Annotated in this window: 19 protein-coding genes; 6 read left to right on the top strand and 13 right to left on the bottom strand. The window is 72.7% G+C overall.

Annotated elements, in window-relative coordinates; genetic code table 11:
- Positions 1–109: 109 nt before the first annotated feature.
- Both ACWCRA_RS12365 and ACWCRA_RS12360 read left to right on the top strand, forming a co-directional pair.
- Positions 110–934: an inositol monophosphatase family protein gene (locus ACWCRA_RS12365; protein ID WP_451067397.1), complete on the top strand. Its 825-nt coding sequence runs from the start codon at positions 110–112 to the stop codon at positions 932–934.
- Between the two features lie 155 nt (positions 935–1089).
- Positions 1090–2505, top strand: a complete 1416-nt coding sequence (locus ACWCRA_RS12360; RefSeq protein WP_451067434.1) for a phytoene desaturase family protein — start codon at positions 1090–1092, stop codon at positions 2503–2505.
- 33 nt (positions 2506–2538) lie between these two features.
- On the opposite strand, the gene ACWCRA_RS12355 is transcribed toward ACWCRA_RS12360, so the two are convergent.
- Positions 2539–3381 (bottom strand): NmrA family NAD(P)-binding protein, encoded by an 843-nt coding sequence (locus tag ACWCRA_RS12355; protein ID WP_351555579.1) that lies wholly within the window; start codon positions 3379–3381, stop codon positions 2539–2541.
- Between the two features lie 78 nt (positions 3382–3459).
- On the opposite strand from ACWCRA_RS12355, the gene ACWCRA_RS12350 reads away from it, so the two are divergent.
- The gene (locus tag ACWCRA_RS12350; protein WP_451067396.1) at positions 3460–4308 is read left to right on the top strand and encodes an AraC family transcriptional regulator; all 849 of its coding nucleotides are present in this window, start codon (positions 3460–3462) and stop codon (positions 4306–4308) included.
- 257 nt (positions 4309–4565) lie between these two features.
- Here ACWCRA_RS12350 and ACWCRA_RS12345 read toward each other — a convergent pair whose 3' ends face one another.
- Together ACWCRA_RS12345 and ACWCRA_RS12340 are read right to left on the bottom strand one after the other, a co-directional pair.
- Complete coding sequence (locus ACWCRA_RS12345) at positions 4566–6005, bottom strand: WGR domain-containing protein (protein WP_351555573.1); 1440 nt, start codon at positions 6003–6005, stop codon at positions 4566–4568.
- 106 nt (positions 6006–6111) lie between these two features.
- Entirely contained in the window at positions 6112–6648 is a 537-nt protein-coding gene (locus tag ACWCRA_RS12340; protein ID WP_351555570.1) for a hypothetical protein, read from the bottom strand.
- 207 nt (positions 6649–6855) lie between these two features.
- On the opposite strand from ACWCRA_RS12340, the gene ACWCRA_RS12335 reads away from it, so the two are divergent.
- Both ACWCRA_RS12335 and ACWCRA_RS12330 read left to right on the top strand, forming a co-directional pair.
- Positions 6856–8340, top strand: a complete 1485-nt coding sequence (locus ACWCRA_RS12335) for a DNA-3-methyladenine glycosylase 2 family protein (RefSeq protein WP_351555567.1) — start codon at positions 6856–6858, stop codon at positions 8338–8340.
- Positions 8341–8351: 11 nt separating this feature from the next.
- Positions 8352–8855 carry a methylated-DNA--[protein]-cysteine S-methyltransferase gene (locus ACWCRA_RS12330; protein ID WP_451067395.1) on the top strand — a complete coding sequence of 168 codons (504 nt, stop codon included), beginning with the start codon at positions 8352–8354 and terminating at the stop codon, positions 8853–8855.
- 40 nt (positions 8856–8895) lie between these two features.
- Here ACWCRA_RS12330 and ACWCRA_RS12325 read toward each other — a convergent pair whose 3' ends face one another.
- Positions 8896–9384 carry an NUDIX hydrolase gene (locus ACWCRA_RS12325; RefSeq protein WP_351555562.1) on the bottom strand — a complete coding sequence of 163 codons (489 nt, stop codon included), beginning with the start codon at positions 9382–9384 and terminating at the stop codon, positions 8896–8898.
- A gap of 101 nt (positions 9385–9485) precedes the next feature.
- Complete coding sequence (locus ACWCRA_RS12320; protein ID WP_351555560.1) at positions 9486–9845, bottom strand: peptidase inhibitor family I36 protein; 360 nt, start codon at positions 9843–9845, stop codon at positions 9486–9488.
- A 170-nt stretch (positions 9846–10015) separates the two neighbouring features.
- Here ACWCRA_RS12320 and ACWCRA_RS12315 point away from each other — a divergent pair, with 170 nt between their 5' ends.
- Complete coding sequence (locus ACWCRA_RS12315; protein ID WP_451067394.1) at positions 10016–11689, top strand: GNAT family N-acetyltransferase; 1674 nt, start codon at positions 10016–10018, stop codon at positions 11687–11689.
- A gap of 1 nt (position 11690) precedes the next feature.
- On the opposite strand, the gene ACWCRA_RS12310 is transcribed toward ACWCRA_RS12315, so the two are convergent.
- The 8 genes from ACWCRA_RS12310 to ccrA form a co-directional block, all read right to left on the bottom strand.
- Positions 11691–13547: an AMP-binding protein gene (locus tag ACWCRA_RS12310; RefSeq protein ID WP_451067393.1), complete on the bottom strand. Its 1857-nt coding sequence runs from the start codon at positions 13545–13547 to the stop codon at positions 11691–11693.
- 83 nt (positions 13548–13630) lie between these two features.
- A complete protein-coding gene (gene pssA, locus ACWCRA_RS12305; RefSeq protein WP_351557815.1) occupies positions 13631–14485 on the bottom strand; it encodes a CDP-diacylglycerol--serine O-phosphatidyltransferase in 855 nt (284 codons plus the stop codon).
- Positions 14478–15125, bottom strand: coding sequence for a phosphatidylserine decarboxylase (locus ACWCRA_RS12300; RefSeq protein ID WP_351557809.1), 648 nt, complete (start codon positions 15123–15125; stop codon positions 14478–14480). Before ACWCRA_RS12300 ends, pssA begins: the two co-directional genes overlap by 8 nt.
- A 170-nt stretch (positions 15126–15295) precedes the next feature.
- The gene (locus tag ACWCRA_RS12295) at positions 15296–16501 is read right to left on the bottom strand and encodes an acyl-CoA dehydrogenase family protein (protein ID WP_451067392.1); all 1206 of its coding nucleotides are present in this window, start codon (positions 16499–16501) and stop codon (positions 15296–15298) included.
- A gap of 2 nt (positions 16502–16503) precedes the next feature.
- Positions 16504–17082, bottom strand: a complete 579-nt coding sequence (locus ACWCRA_RS12290) for a MaoC family dehydratase (protein WP_351557805.1) — start codon at positions 17080–17082, stop codon at positions 16504–16506.
- Position 17083: 1 nt separating this feature from the next.
- Positions 17084–18049, bottom strand: a complete 966-nt coding sequence (locus ACWCRA_RS12285; protein WP_351557803.1) for an HpcH/HpaI aldolase/citrate lyase family protein — start codon at positions 18047–18049, stop codon at positions 17084–17086.
- Complete coding sequence (locus ACWCRA_RS12280) at positions 18046–20151, bottom strand: methylmalonyl-CoA mutase family protein (RefSeq protein ID WP_451067391.1); 2106 nt, start codon at positions 20149–20151, stop codon at positions 18046–18048. Before ACWCRA_RS12280 ends, ACWCRA_RS12285 begins: the two co-directional genes overlap by 4 nt.
- The gene (gene ccrA, locus ACWCRA_RS12275; protein ID WP_351557799.1) at positions 20148–21515 is read right to left on the bottom strand and encodes a crotonyl-CoA carboxylase/reductase; all 1368 of its coding nucleotides are present in this window, start codon (positions 21513–21515) and stop codon (positions 20148–20150) included. Before ccrA ends, ACWCRA_RS12280 begins: the two co-directional genes overlap by 4 nt.
- Between the last annotated feature and the right edge of the window lie 366 nt (positions 21516–21881).

Below are 21881 nucleotides of genomic sequence, written 5' to 3'. Positions count from 1 at the left end.
GGCGGCCGGTGGGGGAGCGGGCGCGCGGTGACGGGGGGAGGAACGCGGGGTGACGTCCCGGCGGAGGACCCGGTACGGGAAAGACGCAGGTCCGTGCTTAGCTGGTCGTATGATCGATGACTTTCTCGCCGGGGACCTGTCCGCTGTCGAAGAGGCGGTCCGCAAGGCCGCCGCCGCCGAGATCATGCCGCGCTACCGGCAGCTCGCCGTGCACGAGATCGTGCAGAAGAGCGGGCCGCACGACCTGGTGACCGCCGCCGACCGGCTCGCCGAGGAGAACCTCACCGCCGCCCTCACCGCGCTGCTGCCCGGATCGGTCGTGGTCGGCGAGGAGGCCGTGCACGCGGACCCGGCGGTGTACGGGGCGCTGGGCGGCGAGGCGCCGGTGTGGATCGTGGACCCGGTCGACGGCACCCGCCAGTTCGTCCGGGGCGAGACCGGGTTCTGCACCCTGGTGGCGCTCGCGGTACGGGGTGAGGTGCTGGCCTCCTGGACCTTCGCGCCGGTGCTCGACCAGATGGCGACGGCCGTCCGGGGCGAGGGCGCCTGGCTCGACGGGCAGCGGCTGTGGTCGGGCCCGCCGGAGCCCGGGAAGGTGCTGGACGTGGCCATGTCCCACCCGGACTTCACCACCGACGACCAGAAGCGCGCCCTGCTCGGCCTCGGTGTCGAGGGCGTGCGCGCCCGGCCGTGCGGTTCGGCGGGTCTGGAGTACCTCGCGATAGCCCGGGGCGCCCTGGACGCGGTCGCCTTCTCCTGGGAGAGCGCCTGGGACCACGCGGCCGGACTGCTGCTGGTGACCGAGGCGGGCGGGGCCCATCTGACCCTCTCCGGAGAACCGTTCCGCATCGGCGACGGGAACGCGATGCCGTTCACCGCCGCCCGCACCCCCGCGACCGCCGAACGCGTCCGCTCCCTGCTGACCCCCGCCTAGGTCGTCTCTTTCGGATCAGGCCGGCCCGCGCGGCCCGGTCTCGCCCGGCCCCGGCCCGCGCCGCCCCGGCGGGGCCGGGCCCGCGACGGCGGTGGGCCGGAATATCCTGGGGGCGTCCGTCCGCCGTCTGACAGAGGAGTCCCTCAGTGACGCCGATGCTCGATGCCGTCGTCGTGGGCGCGGGTCCCAATGGGCTGACGGCCGCGGTCGAACTCGCCCGCCGGGGACTCTCCGTCCAGGTCTTCGAGGCCAAGGAGACCGTCGGCGGCGGCGCCCGGACCGAGGAGCTGACCCTCCCCGGCTTCCGGCACGACCCCTGCTCCGCCGTGCACCCGCTGGGCATCGGCTCCCCGGCGTTCCGCCGGATGCCGCTCGACCGGTACGGACTGCGGTGGCTCCAGCCCGAGCTGCCCATGGCGCACCCCTTCGACGACGGCACGGCCGCCGTGCTCTCCCGCTCGGTCGCCGAGACCGCCGCCTCCCTCGGCCCCCGCGACGCGGGCACCTACCGCCGGCTGCTCGCCCCCCACCTCGGCCACTGGGACACCCTGGTCCAGGACTTCATGTCGCTGCCCCTCACCGCGCTGCCCCGGGACCCGGTGGGCCTCGCCCGGTTCGGCGCCGTCGGGCTCCAGCCGTACAGCTGGCTGATGCGCCGCTTCCACGACGACCGGGCGCGCGCCATGATGGCCGGTCTCGTCGCCCATGTCATCGCCCCGCTCACCGGCGTCGCGACCAGCGGGGTCGGACTGCTCTTCGCGCTCGCCGCCCATGAGAACGGCTGGCCGGTGCCGCGCGGCGGCTCCCAGGCGATCCCGGACGCGCTCACCGCGTATCTGCGGGACCTCGGCGGCACGGTCCACACCGGTTACGAGGTCCGGCGGCTGGACGATCTGCCGCCCGCCCGCGCCTATCTCTTCGACACCTCGCCCACCGCCCTCGCCCGTATCGCCGGTCTGGGCCGCGCCTACGAGCACTACCGGTACGGCGCCGCCGCCTTCAAGATCGACTACGCGCTGGACGGCCCGGTCCCCTGGACGGCGGAGGCACCCCGCCGGGCCGGCACCGTCCAGATCGGCCCCTCCAGCGGGGAGATCGCCACCGCGCTCGGCCAGGCGACCGGCGGCACCGCCCCGGACACCCCCTTCCTGATCACCGCCCAGCCCAGCCTGGTCGACCCCTCGCGCGCGCCCGAGGGCAAGCACGTCTTCTGGGCCTACGGCCATGTCCCCAACGGGTGGGACGGCGATCTCACCGAGGCGGTCGAGCGGCAGATCGAGCGGTTCGCCCCCGGCTTCCGGGACCGGGTCCTCGCCCGGGCGACCGCCGGCCCCCCGCAGCTCGCCGCCCGCAACGCCAACTACGTCGGCGGCGACATCGCCTGCGGGGCGGCCTCCGGCCTCCAGCTGCTGCTGCGCCCCACGGTCTCGCTCTTCCCCCACCGCACCCGCCACCCCTCCGTCTTCCTCTGCTCGTCCGCCGCCTGGCCCGGCCCCGGAGTGCACGGGATGTCCGGGCACAACGCGGCCAAGGCCGTCTGGCGGGCGCTCGGGCGAGCCGGGACGAGGTGAGCGGCCGGGGGGCGGGCCGGTGGGGGACCCGCCCTACGACCAGGCCCCGGCCCGGGCCGCGCGCTCGGCGAACGTCTCGAACGCGATCGGGTCACGGCCCAGCAGTTCGCGCACCCCGTCGACGGGCCGGGAGATGAGCCCGGACCGCACGGCGGTGAAGAGCGCGTTCATCCCCTCCGCGACCTCGGGCGGCGCGCCCTGCTCCAGCAGCTCCGCCGTGTACTCCTCGGGGGTCAGCTCCTCGTAGACCATGGGCCGGCCCGAGGCCCGCGCCATGATGTCGACGGCCTCGCCGAAGGAGAGCCCGCGCGGCCCCGACAGCTCGTAGGCCCGCCCGTCGTGCTCGCCGCCCTCCGCCGTGAGCAGCAGCGCCGCCACCGCGGCCACGTCGTCGACATCCACGAACGGCTCGGGCGCGGCCCCGGTGGCGCCCGCGGGCAGCGCGAGCCGGCCGGCGCGCAGCGGCTCCCGCCAGATGTACTCGTCGAAGTTCTGGTTGAAGTTGTTGGGCCGGATCACCGTCCAGGCGGCCCCCGACTCCCGGACCGCGCGCTCTCCCTCCAGCATGTCCGCGCCGAAGTCCCCGGGCGCGTGCTCCAGGCCGCGGCCGGAGAGCGCCACGAAACGGGAGACACCGGCCGCCGCGGCCTGCTTCACCAGCGCGTCCACCGGGCTCGGGTCCTCCGGGGCCACCAGGAACAGGGCGGACGCCCCGTCCACCGCCGCCGCCCAGGTCTCCGGCCGCCCCCAGTCGAAGGTCACCTCTCCGGAACGGGACGCGGCCCGCACCTTCCGTCCCTCGGCGCGCAGCAGCCCCACCACACGCCGTCCGGTCTTGCCCGTCGCTCCCAGAACCAGAATCTCATCGGTAGTCATGTGCCCAGCCTGCCCCCGCGGGCGCCCATGGTCCATAAGGCCGGGTCCGCGGTCCATGTGTGTGCGTACGGTGGGTGGATGAATCCTTTCGACGACCTGCTGCGGGGCGTGCGCGCCCATGGCGCTCTGCTCAGCTGTTCCGTCTTCACCTCGCCGGAGGCGCTCCGGCTGGGGGAGGGGGCCTCCCTGACCCTGTGTGTGCCGCTGCGCGGTGATGTCTGGATCGAACAGGGCTCCGACCGGCGGCTGGTGCGCACGGGCGCGGTGGCGGTCCTGCGCGGGCCGGAGCGGATCACCGCGTCCGACGCGGCGGAACTCCCCTCGGAGACGGCGCTGATGGTCGGGGTGTACCGGCTGCACGGCGAGGTGGCGCACCGGCTGCTGCGGGTCCTGCCGCGCTATCTGCTGGTCTGTGAGGAGTACGACCGGACCTCGACGCGCGACTATCTGGAGGCCCAGCTCCACACCTCGGGCCCGATGCCCCAGGTCGTCCTGGACCGGCTGCTGGACTGGCTGCTGGTGTGCACGCTGCGGGAGTGGTTCGACCGGCCCGACACCGAGCCCCCGGCCTGGTTCCGCGCGCTCGGCGACGAGGTGGTGGGACCGGCGCTCCGGGCGATGCACGAGTCGCCCGCCACGGGCTGGACCCTGGCCGCGCTGGCGGCCGAGGCGGGGGTGTCCCGGACCACGTTCGCCAAGCGGTTCCCCGAGGTCGTGGGGGAGTCGCCGATGTCCTATCTGACGGGGTGGCGGATGGCGCTCGCCGCCGACCTGCTGGCGGAGACCCCGGCGACGGTCGCCTCGATCGCCCGCCGCGTGGGCTACGCCGACGCCTTCGGTTTCAGCGCCGCGTTCAAGCGGGCCAAGGGGGTCAGCCCCAGCGCCTTCCGCGCGAGCGCGGCCCCCGAGCCCGCCGCCGTGGGCTGAGACGGCCCGGCGGGGCCCCCGGCCCCGCCACCCGCCGGCACCCCGGACCCGCCGGCACCCCGGACCCGCCGGCATCCCGGACCCGGACCCCGACCCGCCCGCACCCCCGACCAGGACCCGCCCGCACCGGCACACACGCGCACCCGGCACGCACCCGGACCGACCCCGCCCCCGTGCGCCCCGGCCCCGCCGCCCCCGGGGGCCGGCCCCGCCCTCCCGGGCCCCCGTGCGCACCCCCTGGCGCCCCCGGATCGCTCTCAGACCAGCCGGCGTATCTCCCCGCGCACCCGGTAGAACCCGCCCGGCGACGGATGCAGGGCGTCCACCACATAGCGGGCGCCCGGCTGCCGGATGCCGCGCGGGAACTGCACGTTCCACGAGGGCTCGAAGCCCTCGCTCACCACATGGACCCGCATCCTGCCGCCCTGCTGGACGCACTCCACCACCACCCCGCCCGCCGGGGCGCTCACCACCGTCGTCACCTGGGCCACCGAGGCGGCCGGGGTGTAGGTGGGCAGCGCCGCGGCCGACTTGATGTCCCGGGCGACCGGGACCGTGCCCTGCTGGGCGGCGGCGATGGCCGCGTCGCTCGCGTCCACACAGACCAGCGAGCCGTCGGTGGTCACCATGTACAGCCGCTCGTCCAGATACTGCATGGACAGCGCGGAACCGCCGCCCGTGCTCAGCTTCCACAGCCGGGTGCCCGACGCGTCGAAGCAGTACACCGAGGAGGAGGAGTCACCGGCGAAGACATAGGAGCCGTCCGGCGAGGTCGCGCACGAGTAGACAGCGGTGTCGCAGCGGAAGGCCGCCTCCACCCTCCCCGTCCTCTTCGACAGCCGCTGCACCACATGGCGGCCGGTGCCCGCGTAGACCGCGTCGTCCTCCTGCCAGCCGAAGAGCACCGCCCCCTGTGTGGGGGTGTGCCACAGCTCCCCGCTGCCATCGGTCGCGTAGGCCGTCACACCCTTCTGGTGGCCGTGGTAGACCGCCCGCTCGTCCGCCCGCACCATCCAGGCGTGCCCGCCGGCGGACTTGCGCGCCCACTGGTACTCGTCCTCGTGGTCGATGACCGTCAGCCCGCCCTGGGCGTCCGAGACATGGAGCACACCCTCCCGGATGTCCAGCCAGAAGATGTCCACGTCGTCCGCGATGCCGTAGGCCGCGAAGGGGAGCTTCGACGACAGGTCGTACACCGTGCCGTCGTCGCAGCCCGCGTAGATCCAGAAGTCGTCGGCGACCAGGCACTTGACGCCGTCGGGGAGGGAGTAGCGCGCCAGCACCTCGCCGCTGTGACTGAGCGTGTAGACATCGCCCGACTGGTTTCCGACCCAGCAGCGGTCCTCGTCGATGTGGATGCCGAAGGCCGCGGCCCCCGTGCGGAAGCGCCAGAGCACCGGTGCCACCGACCGGGCCGTGGAGGGCGCCGAGGTCACCTGGCGGCGGGTCACCGGGCGGGCGGCCCGCTGGCCGCGCACCGCCGGGGCGTATCCCTTGCGGACCTTCTCACCGATCTTCTTCGCCGCCGCGGCCCGCGCCTTCTCCGCCGTGGGGAAGGAGGAGACCTGGGTCTGGCCGGCCGCGCCGATCCGTCCGTAACGCACCGAGACGACGGTGTCCTCGACAGTCACCTCGTAGAACTTGTGCGCTCCTTCGCCGTCCTGCGACAGCTCCAGATACGTCGTGGCACGTGACATGGCAGACCCCTCCCCGGGACGGAACCGGCGGTCCTTTTCCGCCGGTTCCCACTGCCGAGAACGTTAAGGGCGACCACTGACAGTGCCCCGGTCCGGGGCTGTCCGCTCAGCTCCAGGGGTTGGTCGGCTGGTCGTTGATGGCCGTCCAGAAGCGGGTGCCCAGCGGCACATCGCCGTTCGCGTAGTAGCTCCAGCCGCCGGAGTACTGGAGGTTCGGTCCGTACCGGCCGTCGTGGAACTCGGCCATCCGCCAGCCGGCGCCCAGGCTGTTCGCGCAGACCTGGTCCGCCAGGGCGCGGCTGGTCAGCCGGTTGCCCCGGACGGGGCTGGTGGCCGCCACGCTGCCGCGCGCCCAGCCCGCGTAGAAGTCGGGGGTGAGACCCGCGGGAACGGGGCTCCCGTCGATCCTGAGACAGAGCAGCGGGAGGGAGGCGGTCGTCGGGGTGTCGCCCACATAGGGGTTGCTCAGCGGGCCCCCGCCGACCCGGACCGTGCCGCCGGGACCGTCGCCGAGCAGGGTCCAGGTCATCGCCGAGGCGGCGGCCGGGGCGGGCGGGGCGGCGGCGGTGGCCGGGGCCACCGTGGTCGCCATGGCCGCCAGGACGGCGGCACCGAGAGCCAGACCTGATGTGATCCTGCGCAAGAGGTTCTCCTCACTCGCGTGACACATACGGGATGGTGCTCTGACGTTCATGGATTCTTCACGTTCTCCATGGAATCCCCATAGGAGAGAACCGGACAGCATGACCCCTCGAACACCCGCACCCTGATTCCGGGGCGGCCCTGGCAGCGCGAGGGCCATGTCGTTTTTCCGCCAGCATCGACTCCCGTGGTGCCGGATGATTGAGCTATGCACACCGAGACCGAGCGCTGTGTCCGCGCCGTTCAGTCGAAGGACGCCCGATTCGACGGCTGGTTCTTCACCGCCGTACTCACCACACGCATCTACTGCCGCCCCAGCTGTCCGGTCGTGCCTCCCAAACCCGAGAACATGACGTTCTACCCGAGCGCCGCCGCGTGTCAGCAGGCCGGATTCCGCGCGTGCAAGCGCTGCCGGCCCGACACCAGCCCCGGATCGCCCGAGTGGAACGCCCGCGCGGACGCCGTGGCCCGCGCCATGCGCCTGATCGGGGACGGTGTCGTGGACCGCGAGGGCGTCACGGGCCTCGCCGCCCGGCTCGGCTACTCCACCCGCCAGCTCGAACGCCAGCTCCGCGCCGAACTGGGCGCCGGCCCGCTCGCCCTCGCCCGCGCCCAGCGCGCCCAGACCGCCCGGCTCCTCATCGAGACCACCGGACTGCCGATGGCGGAGATCGCCTTCGCCGCCGGGTTCTCCTCCGTCCGCACCTTCAACGACACCGTCCGCGAGGTCTTCGCGCTCTCCCCCGGCGAACTGCGCGCCCGGGCCGCGCGCGGCACCCCCCGCACCGCCGAGGTGCCGCCCGCGCCCGGCGTCATCGCGCTCCGGCTGCCGTACCGCGAACCGCTCACCCCCGGCAATCTCTTCGGCCACCTCGCCGCCACCGGCGTCCCCGGCGTCGAGGAGTGGCGCGACGGCGCGTACCGGCGCACCCTGCGCCTCCCCTACGGGCACGGCGTCGCCGCCCTCACCCCCGCGCCGGGCCATATCGGCTGCCGGCTCGCCCTCACCGACCTCCGCGATCTGACCATCGCCATCACCCTCTGCCGCCGGCTGCTCGACCTGGACGCCGACCCCGTCGCCATCGACGGCCGGCTGCGCACCGACCCCGCTCTGGCGCCGCTGGTCGACGCGGCCCCCGGCCGCCGGGTGCCGCGCACCGTGGACGCGGCCGAGTTCGCGGTACGGGCGGTGCTCGGCCAGCAGGTCTCCACCGCCGCCGCCCGCACCCACGCCGCCCGGCTGGTCACCGCCCACGGCGAGCGGGTCGACGACCCCGGGGGCGGACTCACCCACCTCTTCCCCTCGTCCACGGCCCTGGCCGCGCTGGACCCCGGCACCCTCGCCCTGCCGCGCAGCCGCCGCACCACCCTGACCACCCTGGTCGCCGCGCTCGCCGACGGCTCGCTGCGGCTCGGCACCGACAGCGACTGGGACGAGGCCCGCGCCCGGCTCGGCGCCCTGCCCGGCTTCGGCCCCTGGACCGTCGAGGTGATCGCCATGCGCGCCCTCGGCGACCCCGACGCCTTCCTCCCCACCGACCTCGGCACGCGCCGCGCCGCGCGGAACCTCGGCCTCCCCGGGACCCCGGGCGCCCTCACCGCCCACGCGGCGGCCTGGCGGCCCTGGCGCGCCTACGCGGTCCAGTACCTCTGGGCCACCGACACCCACCCCATCAACAACCTCCCGGAATGAGGAAGCCCCCCATGACCAGGCAGCACACGGTCGTCGACAGCCCCTGCGGCGCGCTGACCCTCGTCGCGACCGACGGGGTCCTGAGCGGCCTGTACATGACCGACCAGCGCCACCGCCCCGGCGAGGAGACCTTCGGCGAGCGGGACGCCGGCCCCTTCGGAGAGACGATCCGGCAGCTCGACGCCTACTTCGCGCGCGAGCTGACCACCTTCGACGTGCCCCTGCGGCTCCAGGGCACGGAGTTCCAGCGCGGTGTGTGGGAGCGGCTGCTGGCCATCCCCTACGGCGAGACCCGCACCTACGGCGAACTCGCCGAGGAGCTGGGCCGGCCCACCGCCTCCCGCGCGGTGGGCCTCGCCAACGGCAGAAACCCCGTATCGATCATCGTCCCGTGTCACCGGGTCATCGGTTCGTCGGGAAGCCTCGTGGGGTACGGGGGAGGGCTGCCGCGCAAGCAGCGGCTGCTCGCCTTCGAAGCCGGGGCGTCGGGCGAACCGGCGGACGCGCTCTTCTGAGCCGCCCCCGGACCGTGCGGGCCGCGCCCGGGCATCCGGGTCACTTCACCGGCAGCCCCTCCACCAGCTCCACCGGGCCGGCCCCCGCCACCAGGGCGTCCACGGCGGAGAGCACCCGGTCCGCGACCGGCCCCGGGAGATGGGCGGCCAGCTCGTCCCGGGGCACCATCCGCCAGGCGAGCAGCTCCGACGCCTGGAGCCGGATCGAACCCAGCAGTCCCTCGTCCAGCACCCCGCCGTCGTACAGATAGGAGACCAGCGGGGGCCGCTCCGGCCCGCGCTCCCAGTCCACGGCCAGCAGCGCGCCCGGCGCCACGTCGAGACCGATCTCCTCCAGCGTCTCCCGGTGAGCCGCCTGTCTCGGCGTCTCCCCGAGATCCGACTCGACTGTCCCGCCGGGCAGCCCCCAGCCCTCCCGGTAATTCGGCTCCACCAGCAGGAAGCGGCCCTCGCGGTCCCGGAAGAGGGTGGCGGCGCCGGAGAGGACACGGGGGAGCGATGCGATGTACGCGGCGTAGTCCAAGGTCATTGCGGCAGCCTAGAGGCGGCCCACCGCCCGGCCAAGCACGTCGTGGGCGCGGGGAGTTGGCGGACGCCGCGCCCCGGGCCGGGACGCCCGGGGCGCCGTGGTCACCCGTCCGCCGTCACCACGCCCGCGATGAGGTTGGAACGGGTGTCGCCCGCGTCCACCTGGTCGAGGTACTGGGTGCACTCCGAGTCCACATAGAGACCCACCGGATAGATTCGGTTATTGATGACCGAACGCGCCCGGAAAGCCTCCTTGCACCCCGGCGTCGCGGTGAAATCAATGATGGTCGGCGTTCCCTGGAAATTGGCCCCCGGATAGAAGCAGACCCTGTTCGCCGGGCATGTCGTCGCGGGGGAGACCTCCGCCCGCGCGACACCGGTACCGAGAGTGGAGGCGACAACTGCCGAGACGGCGACGGCGGAGAGCGAGACCCTCCGCAGACCGCTGCGGAATGAAGACATTGACATCCCTCTTTTGATCGGCCGATCAGGAAGAACGTGAACCGCTCCATGGTCGGGCAGGGCGGAAAGGGTGTCCACCGCCACCACGGCGTGATAGCCGGGGCACGAGGACGTGAATGACGTGTCCTTTCCCGGCCCCGCGCCGGCGGCCCCGGGCCTAAGGTCCAGGGATGCGGATACGTGACGCGGACCCGGAGGAGGCCGCCGAGATCACCGGGCTCGTGCTCCGCTCCAAGTCCCACTGGGGCTACCCCGGCTCACTGCTCGCCGACTGGGCCCCGGAGCTGACGCTCACGCCGGAGCGGATCATTCCGCGCCGTGTCGTCGTCGCCGAGGACGACAGCGGGCTCCTCGGCACCGCCTGTCTCGACGGCACACCCCCCGAGGGCGCCATCGGACTCCTCTTCGTCGAGCCCACCGCCCTCCGGCGCGGGATCGGGCGGGCACTGTACGCACATGTGCTGGAGGCCGCCCGCGAGCGCGGGTTCGAGCGGGTGGGGATCGCGGCCGACCCGCACGCCGTGCCCTTCTACCGGGCCCTCGGTGCCCGCCCCGCCCCCCGGGAATCCGGCGCGGACCCCGTGGCGGAACCCGGCGGGCTGGTCCCGCTGGTGGCCGAACTCCGGCCCCGGGTGCCCTGGGCCCAGATCTGGACCGGCGGGCGGCGCGCGGTGCACCTCGGCAACGCGGCCGAGTTCCAGGCCCAGTTCGGGGGCGCCACGGAGCAGGCGCGGGAGGCGGCCTCGCACTACGCCTGCCTCGCCGTCTTCGCGAGTCCCCACCCCGCCGCCGTGGTGCTCCCGCGCGCCGTCCCGGACGGCTGGATCGCCCTGGTGGCGCGGCAGCTGCGCTGGGCCCAGGTGGAGGTCCACCGGGAGGGCGGCCCCGCGCTCGCCGCCCGGCTGCGCGCGCCCGGGCTGCCCCTGGTGCCCTGGGGCCACACCGCCGCCACGGGGGAACTCACCGGTCACCCCCTCCCGCCCGGCGCCCTGCGGTACGAGTCCAAGCGGGCGTCCCACTCCCTCTTCCGGCGGCTCGCCCCCGGGCACCCCGGGATCGCCGTCCCCGCCCGGTGGACCCCCGCCGGCCGCCGCGAGGCCGCCCGGCTGATCGCCGCCCGTGCCCGCGCCGGGCTCGCGACCGTGTGGAAGTCCGAGCACGGGGCGGGCGGCTCGGGCACCGGAATCCTCACCGGACGGGTCCGGGCCCGCTCGCTGCCCCGGGGGCCGCTGCTCCTGGAGGAGTACATCGCGGGCGACGGCACCCACCCCACGTACGACGGCATCGTCGACGCGCGGGGCGAGGTCCACGACGTCGGGGTCGCCGCCATGGAGATCGAGGGGACCGCCTACCGGGGCGCGACCGCCGGACCCGGGGCCGTGGCGCCGGAGCGGGCCGCGCACGCCCTGCGGTTCGGGCACGCGGTCGGGCGCGAGCTGGCCGCGAGCGGCTACCGGGGCTGGTACGACGTCGACTTCGTGACCGGCCCGGACGGGCGGCTCGCCCCGACCGAGACCAATCTCCGGCTCACCGGCCCCGCTGTCGCGTTCCTGGTCAAGCAGCGGCTCGACGAGACCCGGGGCGGCGACCACCTCGTCCGTGCGCTCGACCGGGTACCGCTCGGGGCGCGGCTGCCCGACGCCGAGCTGATGGCCCTGCTGCACCGGCTGACCGAGGCCTGCGCCGGGATCGACACGGTGCTGCTGCCGTCGATCCCGACCGCCGCCTACGAGCCCGACCCGTACATCGGTGTCGTACTCGCCGCGGCCACCCACCACCGGATCGACGCGGCCGATGCCCTCGTCCACACGGTCTGCCGGCGGCTCGGCCGGGTCTTCCGCTGACTCACCGGCCGCCAGGGGACCGCACGGCCGTCACCGCCGAGTCCCAGACGGCCCACACCGCCACCACCGCGGCCGCCGCCATCAGCGGCACATTGAAGGCGTACACCAGCGCGGCCTGCCGCTCCCAGTCCTGCTTCGCCGCCAGCCGGTAGAGATTGTCCTGCGGCCACCAGGCCACCAGCAGCCAGACGATCCCGAGGTACGCCGCCGTGGTCAGCCCCCGGGGCCGTCCCCGGCTCGGCATCAGCCGCCGGCCGCTCAGCAGGAACGACACACCGGCGGCGAAGGCCAGCGACTCCGCCGCGTACAGACCGCGGAAGAACCACGCCCACGGGTCCGGCACGATCGACAGATCGGTCGAACCGGGCCAGACGCTGTCCGTGAAGACATAGGACGCGATGGCGACCGGGAGGAAGACCACCATCGCCAGGACGATGCCGTTCTCCTCGGCGGAGAGGACCCCGGAGCCGCCCCACTTGCCGCCGCCTGTCCCCGATCCGATGGGCCGCGACAGCGGCCGGACCAGCGCGCCCCGGTCCACCTTGCGGGATCTGTTGCGGGGCAGGGCCGTGACCTGGACGACGGTTCCCGGGATGTCGGACGCCGGTACGGCCCCGGTGAGGTGGGCGCGCACGGAGTCCGGGCCCGGCGCGCTCGCGCCGGCCGGCAGCACATAGGCGATCAGCTCCCCGTGGTCCTCCGCGACCACGCTCTCCCGGACCCCGGGGTGGGAGGCGAGCGCCGACTCGATCCGGTAGGTGTCGACGGTCCGCCCGCGCACCCTCACCCGGTCCGCCGCCCGGCCCCGGAACTCGACGGGCCCCTCGCCCTCGCGCCGGCCCAGATCCCCGGTGAACACGGCATCGCCCCCCTCCGGGGGCGTCAGCCGGACCCGGCCGCCCTTCTGTATCCGGATCTCGCAGCCCGGGAACGGCAGCCCCAGATAGGCGTGGCGCTCGGGCGCCGCGACCGGCCCCGGGAGCTGGCCCGTCTCGAACCAGGTGCCGCACCCGGCGACCTCGGCCGGGCCGTACACGCTGATCAGCCGGGCTCCCGGGGCGAGCAGCCGCTCCAGGCCGACCTGCTCGTCCAGGCGCAGCCGCTCGCCGCCCACCGCGAGCAGCCGCAGCGCCGGCGGCCGGGGAGCGCGGGTCAGCAGACCGGAGGCCGTCCCGGGGTCGGTGTCGGCGACGGTGTACGGCTCGCGGGGGGAGAGCACCAGCGCGGCGCCCGAGCACAGGGTGCGTATCCACCCCGCCGTGAACGCGGTGGTGTCCGGGGCCGCCGTCAGCAGCACGCTGTCGTCCGGGGTGATCCGGAAGACCTCGGCCCAGCTGTCGCGGGCGGCGCACAGCCGCCGGTGGGAGGCGGCGAAGGCGTTCGGCGGGCCGGTGGTCCCGGCGCTGAGCAGCAGCGCGGCCCCGGCCTCCGGGCCGGCGGCCGGCGCCGCGGGCCCGGCGGACGGGGCCCCGGCGTCGGCGAGGTCGCCGTCCAGCAGGACCAGCGGCCGGCCCGCGCCGCCCTCGATCCGGCCGCTGTGGAAGCGGTGGGCGAGCACCGCCCGCGCACCGGCGAGGGCGGGCGGCTCGCTCCGCTCCGGCGCGAGGACGGAGTAGACCCCGCCGGCCTTCAGCACGGCGAGGATCGCGACCAGCACATCGGGCGCGCGTCTGGTGCGGATGGCGACCAGGGCGCCGGGCGGCAGCCCGACGGTGCCGGTCAGATGGCGGGCCAGCCGGTCGGCCCGCTCGTCCAGCTGTCCATAGCTCAGCCGGACGCGGTCGGTGATCACGGCGGTACGGTCCGGTGCGCTCCGTACCCGGTCCTCGAAGAGGTGGTGCAGCGTTCCCCCTGGCATGCCCCGGATGGTCCCAGAAGCCGCCGCACAAGACGAGGGCCCGGGCGCCATGCGCGCCCGGGCCCTCGTCGGAATCCGCTGGATCAGGGAAGCTGTGCCGCCCGTGCCTCGCGGCGGTTGCCGCGGAAGGTGTTCACCCGCCGTGCCGTGGCGAAGAGCGGAATCACCGCGCCCAGCACCACCTGGAGCGCGCAGCCGGTCTGGAGCAGCAGATGGCCGCCGGGCGCGTCGAACGCCCAGGCCGCCAGCAGCCCCATCGCGGAGACGATCCAGCCCAGCATCGCGACCGCGAGGACGCCCCGGGGCTTCGGGTACTCGACCCGGCTCACCATCAGCCAGGCCGTGCCGACGATCGCCAGCAGGGTCGGGATGAAGGGCAGCTCCAGCAGCACGATCGAGACGATCGTGAGCGCGCCGAAGGGGGATGGCATGCCCTGGAACATGCCGTCCTTCATGGTCACGCAGGAGAACCGCGCGAGCCTCAGCACCACCGCCAGCAGCACCACGATGGCGGCCAGGGCCGACACCTTCTCCACGGCGTCCGCGGCGACCATGCCGTAGACGAGGACGAAATAGGCCGGCGCCAGTCCGAAGCTGATCAGGTCGGAGAGGTTGTCCAGCTCCGCGCCCATCGGCGAGCTGCGCAGCTTCCGCGCCACCAGCCCGTCGAAGAGGTCGAAGATCGCGGCCAGCAGCATCAGAATCACGGCGGTGGCGGCGCTGTGCCGCGCCATGCCGGACTCCTGGCTGCCCTCCAGATGCGGAATGAGGATTCCGGTGGTGGTGAAGTACACCGCCATGAATCCACAGGTCGCATTGCCGAGGGTGAGCGTGTCCGCTATCGACAGCCGCAGGGAGAGAGGCATCTCCTCCGCGTCGTCCTCGGTCTCCGCCTCTGCCTCGGCGACCCAGCCCGCCTGTGTTTCCGGATCAATCACGGTCAATGCGAGTCACCCCCGCGGTCGTGGTCTGACCGACCTCGACCGCGACCTCGACACCTTCCGGCAGGTAGATGTCGACGCGCGAGCCGAAGCGGATCAGACCGATGCGGTCGCCTTGCTCGACCTTGGTGCCCTGGGGCACATACGGGACGATGCGCCGGGCGACGGCACCTGCGATCTGCACCATCTCGATGTCGCCGAGCTCGGTGTCGAAGTGCCAGACAACGCGCTCGTTGTTCTCGCTCTCCTTGTTGAACGCCGGGACGAAGCCGCCGGGGATGTGCTCGACCGATGTCACGGTGCCGGCCAGCGGCGCCCGGTTGACATGGACATTCAGCGGGCTCATGAAGATCGCGACGCGGGTGCGCCCGTCCTTCCACGGCATGATGCTCTGCACCACACCGTCGGCGGGGGAGATCACCCTTCCCTGGGTGATCTCGCGCTCGGGGTCGCGGAAGAACCACAGCATGCCCGCCGCCAGGGCGGTGGCGGGCACGGCGATGGCTGCCGCGCGGCGGGAGCGGCGTGCCCCGGCCAGGCTGAGTGCGGCGGTGGCGACGGTCGGCAGAAGCCACGGCGATGCTCCGCGCGCGAGGCGGACACGGCCGCGAGGTGCAGAGGTTTGGCTGTGGGGCATGGATGACCTTCGTAGCGGACGATGCCGCACTGGTTGACGGGGACTGGCGGCTTTCTGTCGATGCTATCGGGTGCGGGCCACAACTGGGAAAGCCAGGAACCGAGTCGACCGCCGGAACCGTGGGACACGGTGTGATCTTCTTCGCGGACAGATCCCCCAAAAAGTGACAATCAACCCTGGAACCGGTACTCCTCCAGCAGTCGTCGGCCGATGATCATTTTCTGGATTTCGGCGGTACCCTCGCCGATCAGCAGCATCGGGGCCTCCCGGTAGAGGCGCTCGATCTCGTACTCCTTGGAGAAGCCGTAGCCGCCGTGGATGCGGAAGGCGTCCTCGACGACCTCCTTGCAGTACTCGGCGGCGAGGTACTTCGCCATCCCTGCCTCCAGGTCGTTTCGTTCCCCGGAGTCCTTTTTGCGTGCCGCGTTCACCATCATCGCATGGGCGGCCTCCACCTTGGTGGCCATTTCGGCGAGCTTGAACTGAATGGCCTGGTGGTGGGCGATGGCGCGGCCGAAGGTGTGCCGCTGCTGGGCGTAGGAGATCCCCAGCTCGAAGGCGCGCCGGGCGACGCCGCAACCGCGGGCGGCCACATTGACCCGGCCGACCTCGACCCCGTCCATCATCTGGTAAAACCCCTGGCCAGTGGTGCCGCCGAGCACCCGATCGGCCGGTATCCGCAGCCCATCCATGATCATCTCGGTGGTGTCGACGCCCTTGTACCCCATCTTGTCGATCTTCCCGGGGATGGTGAGCCCGGGCCGGACCTCGCCGAAGCCGGGCTCCTTCTCCACCAGGAAGGCCGTCATCGAGCGGTGCGGCGCCGCATCACCCGTATGTCCTTCGTCACTGCGCACCAGAACGGCCACCAGGGACGAGGTCCCGCCATTGGTGAGCCACATCTTCTGGCCGTCGAGGATGTAGTCGTCCCCGTCGCGCACCGCCTTGGATGTGATGGCCGACACATCCGAGCCGAGCGCCGGCTCCGACATCGAGAACGCGCCCCGCACCTCGCCCAGCGCCATCCTCGGGAGGAAGGTGTCCCGCTGCTCCCGGGTGCCGTGCTGCTTGAGCAGATACGCGACGATGAAGTGGGTGTTGATGATGCCCGACACGGACATCCACCCCCGGGCGATCTCCTCCACACAGAGCGCGTAGGTGAGCAGCGACTCGCCGAGACCGCCGTACTCCTCCGGGATCATCAGCCCGAAGAGCCCGAGTTCCGCGAGTCCCTCGACGATCCGCTCCGGGTACTCGTCCCGGTGCTCCAGCTCGGTGGCGACCGGCAGGATCTCCCGCTCGGTGAAGTCCCGCACCGTCGCCAGGATCTCCCGCTGGACATCGGTCAGACCGTGCGTCTGGGCGAGTCGCGCCATGGCTACTTCTCCGAATTCTGCGAGGGCTGCTTCCGCGCGGGCCGCTGGGCCTGTGGCGCGGGCTGCGGGGAGGGGGCCCGGGTCAGGGGCTCCGGGCGGCCTGGCTGCTCGCCGCCGCGCGCGGCGACATGGTCCCGGGTGGGCACCATCACCTTCCGCCGGAAGACACAGACCAGCGTCCCGTCCTGCTTGTGACCCCTGGTCTCCACCTGGACCACGCCCCGGTCGGGCCTGGACCGCGACGGCGTCTTGCCGAGCACCGTCGTCTCGCCGTAGAGGGTGTCGCCGTGGAAGGTCGGCGCCACATGCCGCAGCGACTCGATCTCCAGATTGGCGATGGCCTTGCCGGAGACATCGGGCACGGACATCCCGAGCAGCAGCGAGTAGATGTAGTTCCCGACGACGACGTTCCTGCCGAAGTCGGTGGAGCCCTCGGCGTAGTGGGCGTCCAGATGGAGCGGATGGTGATTCATCGTCAGCAGGCAGAAGAGGTGGTCGTCGTACTCGGTGACCGTCTTCCCCGGCCAGTGCTTGTAGACGTCCCCGACGGTGAATTCCTCGTAGGTGCGGCCGAACTGCATGTCACGCCTCCGGCGGGGTGAAGGTGGAGGTACGGGTCAGACCGGCGGCGCGCCCCTTGCCGGAGACGACCAGGGCCATCTTGCGGCTCGCCTCGTCGATCATCTCGTCGCCGAGCATCGCCGAGCCCTTCCGCCCGCCGGCCTCCGAAGTGGCGTAGTCGTACGCGTCGAGAATCAGCTCGGCGTGGTCGAAGTCCTCCTGCGAGGGCGAGAACACCTCATTGGCGGCGTCCACCTGCCCCGGGTGCAGTACCCACTTGCCGTCGTACCCCAGCGCGGCGGCCCGTCCCGCGACCTCGCGGAAGCCGTCGACATTCCTGATCTGGAGGTAGGGGCCGTCGATCGCCTGGAGGCCGTGCGTCCGCGCGGCCATCAGAATCCGCATCAGGATGTAGTGGTAGGCGTCCGCCGGGTAGCCCGGCGGCTGCTCTCCCACGACCAGGGACTTCATATTGATGGACGCCATGAAGTCCGCCGGGCCGAAGATGATGGTCTCGGTCCGCGGCGAGGCGGCGGCGATGGCGTCCACGTTCACCAGGCCGCGCGCGTTCTCGATCTGCGCCTCGATGCCGATCCGGCCGACCTCGAAACCCATCGTCTTCTCGATCTGGGTCAGCAGCAGATCCAGCGCCACGATCTGCTGGGCGTCCTGGACCTTCGGCAGCATGACGCAGTCCAGATTCTGCCCGGCGCCCTCCACCACGGTCACCACGTCGCGGTAGGTCCACTCGGTGGTCCAGTCGTTGACCCGCACCACCCGGGTCTTGCCGGTCCAGTCGCCCTCGTTGAGGAACTTCACGATGGTGTGCCGGGCCCCGGGCTTGGCGAGCGGCGCGCAGGCGTCCTCCAGATCCAGGAAGACCTGGTCCGCGGGGAGGCCCTGGGCCTTCTCCAGGAAGCGGGGATTGGAGCCGGGGACCGCCAGACAGGAGCGGCGGGGGCGGAGTCGGTTCGCGGGCCGGGTCATACGGGGACCTCCAGGGGGTCGAGCTTGTTCGCTTTCCGGATCTCGTCGACGATACGGCCGATGATCTCCGTGATGCCGAAGTCCTTCGGGGTGAAGACGGCGGCCACTCCCGCCGCCCTGAGCGCGGCGCCGTCGGCGCTCGGGATGATCCCGCCGACGATCACCGGAATCGGGGGGTCCGCCGCGCGTCCGGCACGGGCGGGGGCTCCGGAGCCTGCTCCGGCCCCGGCGCCGGGCGCGGCTCCGGCTCCGGCCTCGGCCCCGGGCGCGGCTCCGGCCGCGCGCAGCCGCTCCAGCACATCGGGGACCAGCTCGGCGTGCGAGCCGGAGAGGATGGAGAGCCCCACACAGTGCACGTCCTCCGCGAGCGCGGCGGCCACGATCTGTTCCGGGGTCAGCCGGATGCCCTGATAGACCACCTCGAAGCCGGCGTCCCTGGCGCGTACGGCGATCTGCTCGGCGCCGTTGGAGTGCCCGTCGAGCCCCGGCTTGCCGATCAGCAGCCGCAGCCGCCCGCACCCCAGCTCGCCGGCGGTCCGTGACACCTTCTCGCGGACCCGGGCCAGCGGGGTGCCGGCCTCCGCCGTGACCGCGACCGGTGCGCCGGAGACCCCGGTCGGGGCGCGGAACTCGCCGAACACATCGCGCAGCGCCCAGCTCCACTCGCCCGTGGTCACCCCGGCCCGGGCGCACTCCACGGTGGCCGCCATCAGATTCCCGGTCCCGGCCGCCGTCCTCTTCAGGGCGGTGAGCGCGTCGGCGGCCCGCGGCTCGTCCCGGTCGGCCCGCCACCGCTGGAGCGCGGCCACCACCCGGGCCTCGTTCGCCGGGTCCACCGTCATGATCGCGGTGTCCAGATCCGCGGTGAGCGGGTTCTCCTCGGTCGACTCGAAGACATTGACCCCGACGATCTTCTCCTCGCCGGACTCGATCCTGGCCCGCCGCTCGGCGTGCGAGGAGACCAGCCGGGACTTCAGATAGCCGGACTCGACGGCCGCCATCGCGCCGCCCATCTCCTCGATCCGGCCGATCTCGGCGAGGGACTCGGTCACCAGCCGGTCCACCTCGGCCTCGATGACATGGGAGCCGGCGAAGATGTCCTCGTACTCCAGCAGATCCGACTCGTGCGCCAGCACCTGCTGGATACGGAGCGACCACTGCTGGTCCCAGGGCCTGGGCAGCCCCAGCGCCTCGTTCCACGCCGGGAGCTGTACGGCGCGGGCGCGCGCGTCCTTGGAGAGGGTGACGGCCAGCATCTCCAGCACGATCCGCTGGACGTTGTTCTCCGGCTGCGCCTCGGTCAGCCCCAGCGAGTTGACCTGCACGCCGTAGCGGAAGCGGCGCTGCCGGGCGTTGTCGATGCCGTACCGCTCCCGGGTGATCCGGTCCCAGATGCGGGAGAAGGCCCGCATCTTGCACATCTCCTCGATGAACCGGACGCCCGCGTTCACGAAGAAGGAGATACGGGCGACCACCTCACCCCTGCGTTCGTCGGGGATCTGACCGGAGGCGAAGACCGCGTCGAGCACGGCGGTCGCCGTGGACATCGCGTAGGAGATCTCCTGGACCGGGGTGGCCCCGGCCTCCTGGAGGTGGTAGCTGCAGATGTTGATCGGGTTCCACTTGGGGAGGTGGCCGACCGTGTAGGTGATCATGTCGGTGGTCAGCCGGAGCGAGGGTCCCGGCGGGAAGACATGGGTCCCGCGCGACAGGTACTCCTTGACGATGTCGTTCTGGGTGGTGCCCTGGAGCAGGGCGACCTCCGCGCCCTGCTCCTCCGCGACGACCTGGTAGAGCGCCAGCAGCCACATCGCGGTGGCGTTGATCGTCATCGAGGTGTTCATCTGCTCCAGCGGGATGGACCGGAACAGCCGCCGCATGTCGCCGAGGTGGGAGACCGGCACCCCGACGCGGCCCACCTCGCCCCGGGCGAGGATGTGATCGGGGTCGTACCCCGTCTGGGTGGGCAGGTCGAAGGCGACGGAGAGCCCCGTCTGCCCCTTGGCGAGGTTGCGCCGGTACAGCTCGTTGGAGGCCTCGGCGGTGGAGTGTCCCGCGTAGGTCCGCATCAGCCACGGGCGGTCCTTGCGGCGGCCGGTCACCGGTCCGCCGCTGCGGTCGGGGCCGCGTCGGCCGTGCGGAAGAGGTTGATGGAGTCGAGGTGCCGGGCGCGCAGCTCCTCGTCCCGCACACCCAGGCCCTCCCGGGGCGCGAGCGCGAGGACGCCGACCTTGCCCTGGTGGACATTGCGGTGCACGTCGTGGGCGGCCTGTCCGGTCTCCGCCAGCGGATAGACCCGGGAGAGGGTCGGGTGGATCTTCCCCTTGGCGATCAGCCGGTTGGCCTCCCACGCCTCACGGTAGTTGGCGAAGTGGGAGCCGATGATCCGCTTGAGCGACATCCAGAGGTAGCGGTTGTCGTACTCGTGGGTGTAGCCGGAGGTGGAGGCGCAGGTCACGATGGTCCCGCCCTTGCGGGTGACGTAGACCGAGGCGCCGAAGGTCTCCCGGCCCGGGTGCTCGAAGACGATGTCCACGTCCTCGCCGCCGGTCAGCTCCCGGATGTCCTTGCCGAACCGCTTCCACTCGCGCGGGTCCTGGGTCCGCTCGTCCTTCCAGAACCGGTACCCCTCGGCGCTGCGGTCGATGACGGCCTCGGCGCCCATCGCCCGGCAGATGTCCGCCTTCCGCTCGCTGGAGACCACACAGATCGGATGCGCGCCGCCGGCCAGTGCGAACTGGGTGGCGTACGAGCCGAGGCCGCCGCTCGCGCCCCAGATCAGCACATTGTCGCCCTGCTTCATCCCCGCGCCGTTGCGCGAGACGAGCTGGCGGTACGCGGTGGAGTTGACCAGGCCGGGAGCCGCCGCCTCCTCCCAGCTGAGGTGGTCCGGCTTCGGCATCAGCTGGTTGGACTTGACGAGGGCCAGCTCCGCCAGACCGCCGAAGTTGGTCTCGAAGCCCCAGATCCGCTGCTCGGGGTCGAGCATGGTGTCGTTGTGCCCGTCGGAGGACTCCAGTTCGACCGAGAGGCAGTGGGCGACGACCTCGTCCCCGGGGCGCCAGGCGTTGACGCCCGGCCCGGTGCGCAGCACGACTCCGGCCAGGTCGGAGCCGATGACATGGTAGGGAAGGTCGTGCCGGCGGGTCAGCTCGGAGAGCCGGCCGTACCGCTCCAGGAAGCCGAAGGTGGACACCGGCTCGAAGATCGAGGTCCAGACGGAGTTGTAGTTGACCGAGCTGGCCATGACGGCCACCAGCGCCTCGCCGGGGCCGAGTTCGGGCACCGCGACCTCCTCGACGTGCAGGGATTCGCGGGGGTCCTTCTCCCGGCTGTCGAGGCCGTCGAACATCTCGGCCTCGTCCCTGTGCACGGTCACGGCGCGGTAGGACTCGGGAACGGACAGCGCGGCGAAGTCGGCGCTGGTGCTGTCCGCCGACTGGATCGCGTCCAGGATTTCCTTCACGGTGTTGCCTCCGGCAAAGCGCGTCGGGGTCCCTGAGGAGCCCCGCGGGGGGTGAGGGTCGGTGCTTGCTGCTGTGGAGGTGTGCCGTCGGTTCGGCGGTGGTGCTGCTGGCAGCGCTGGTGGGCGCGGGGTGGAGAGCCTGTGACGCAGGCGTCCGGGCGCGCAGGCGCAATGGCTTGCGGGGACAGCCGGCGTACGCGAGGTCTCTGCACGCCGGCCGCCCGGACAACTTCAAGCTATGGCACTGCGTGTCGACTGACAAGGCACTGCGTGCCATTAATTCGTCTCATGTGTACGGGCACGGGTACGCCTGAGCGCGAACGGCCGCCCCCGGTGAGCGGGGGCGGCCGTTCGCGGCGGGGGAGG

Source organism: Streptomyces sp. NPDC001889, from assembly GCF_053594535.1.
Note: the sequence above shows the minus strand (reverse complement) of the source record. Positions and strands in the feature narration are given on the sequence as shown.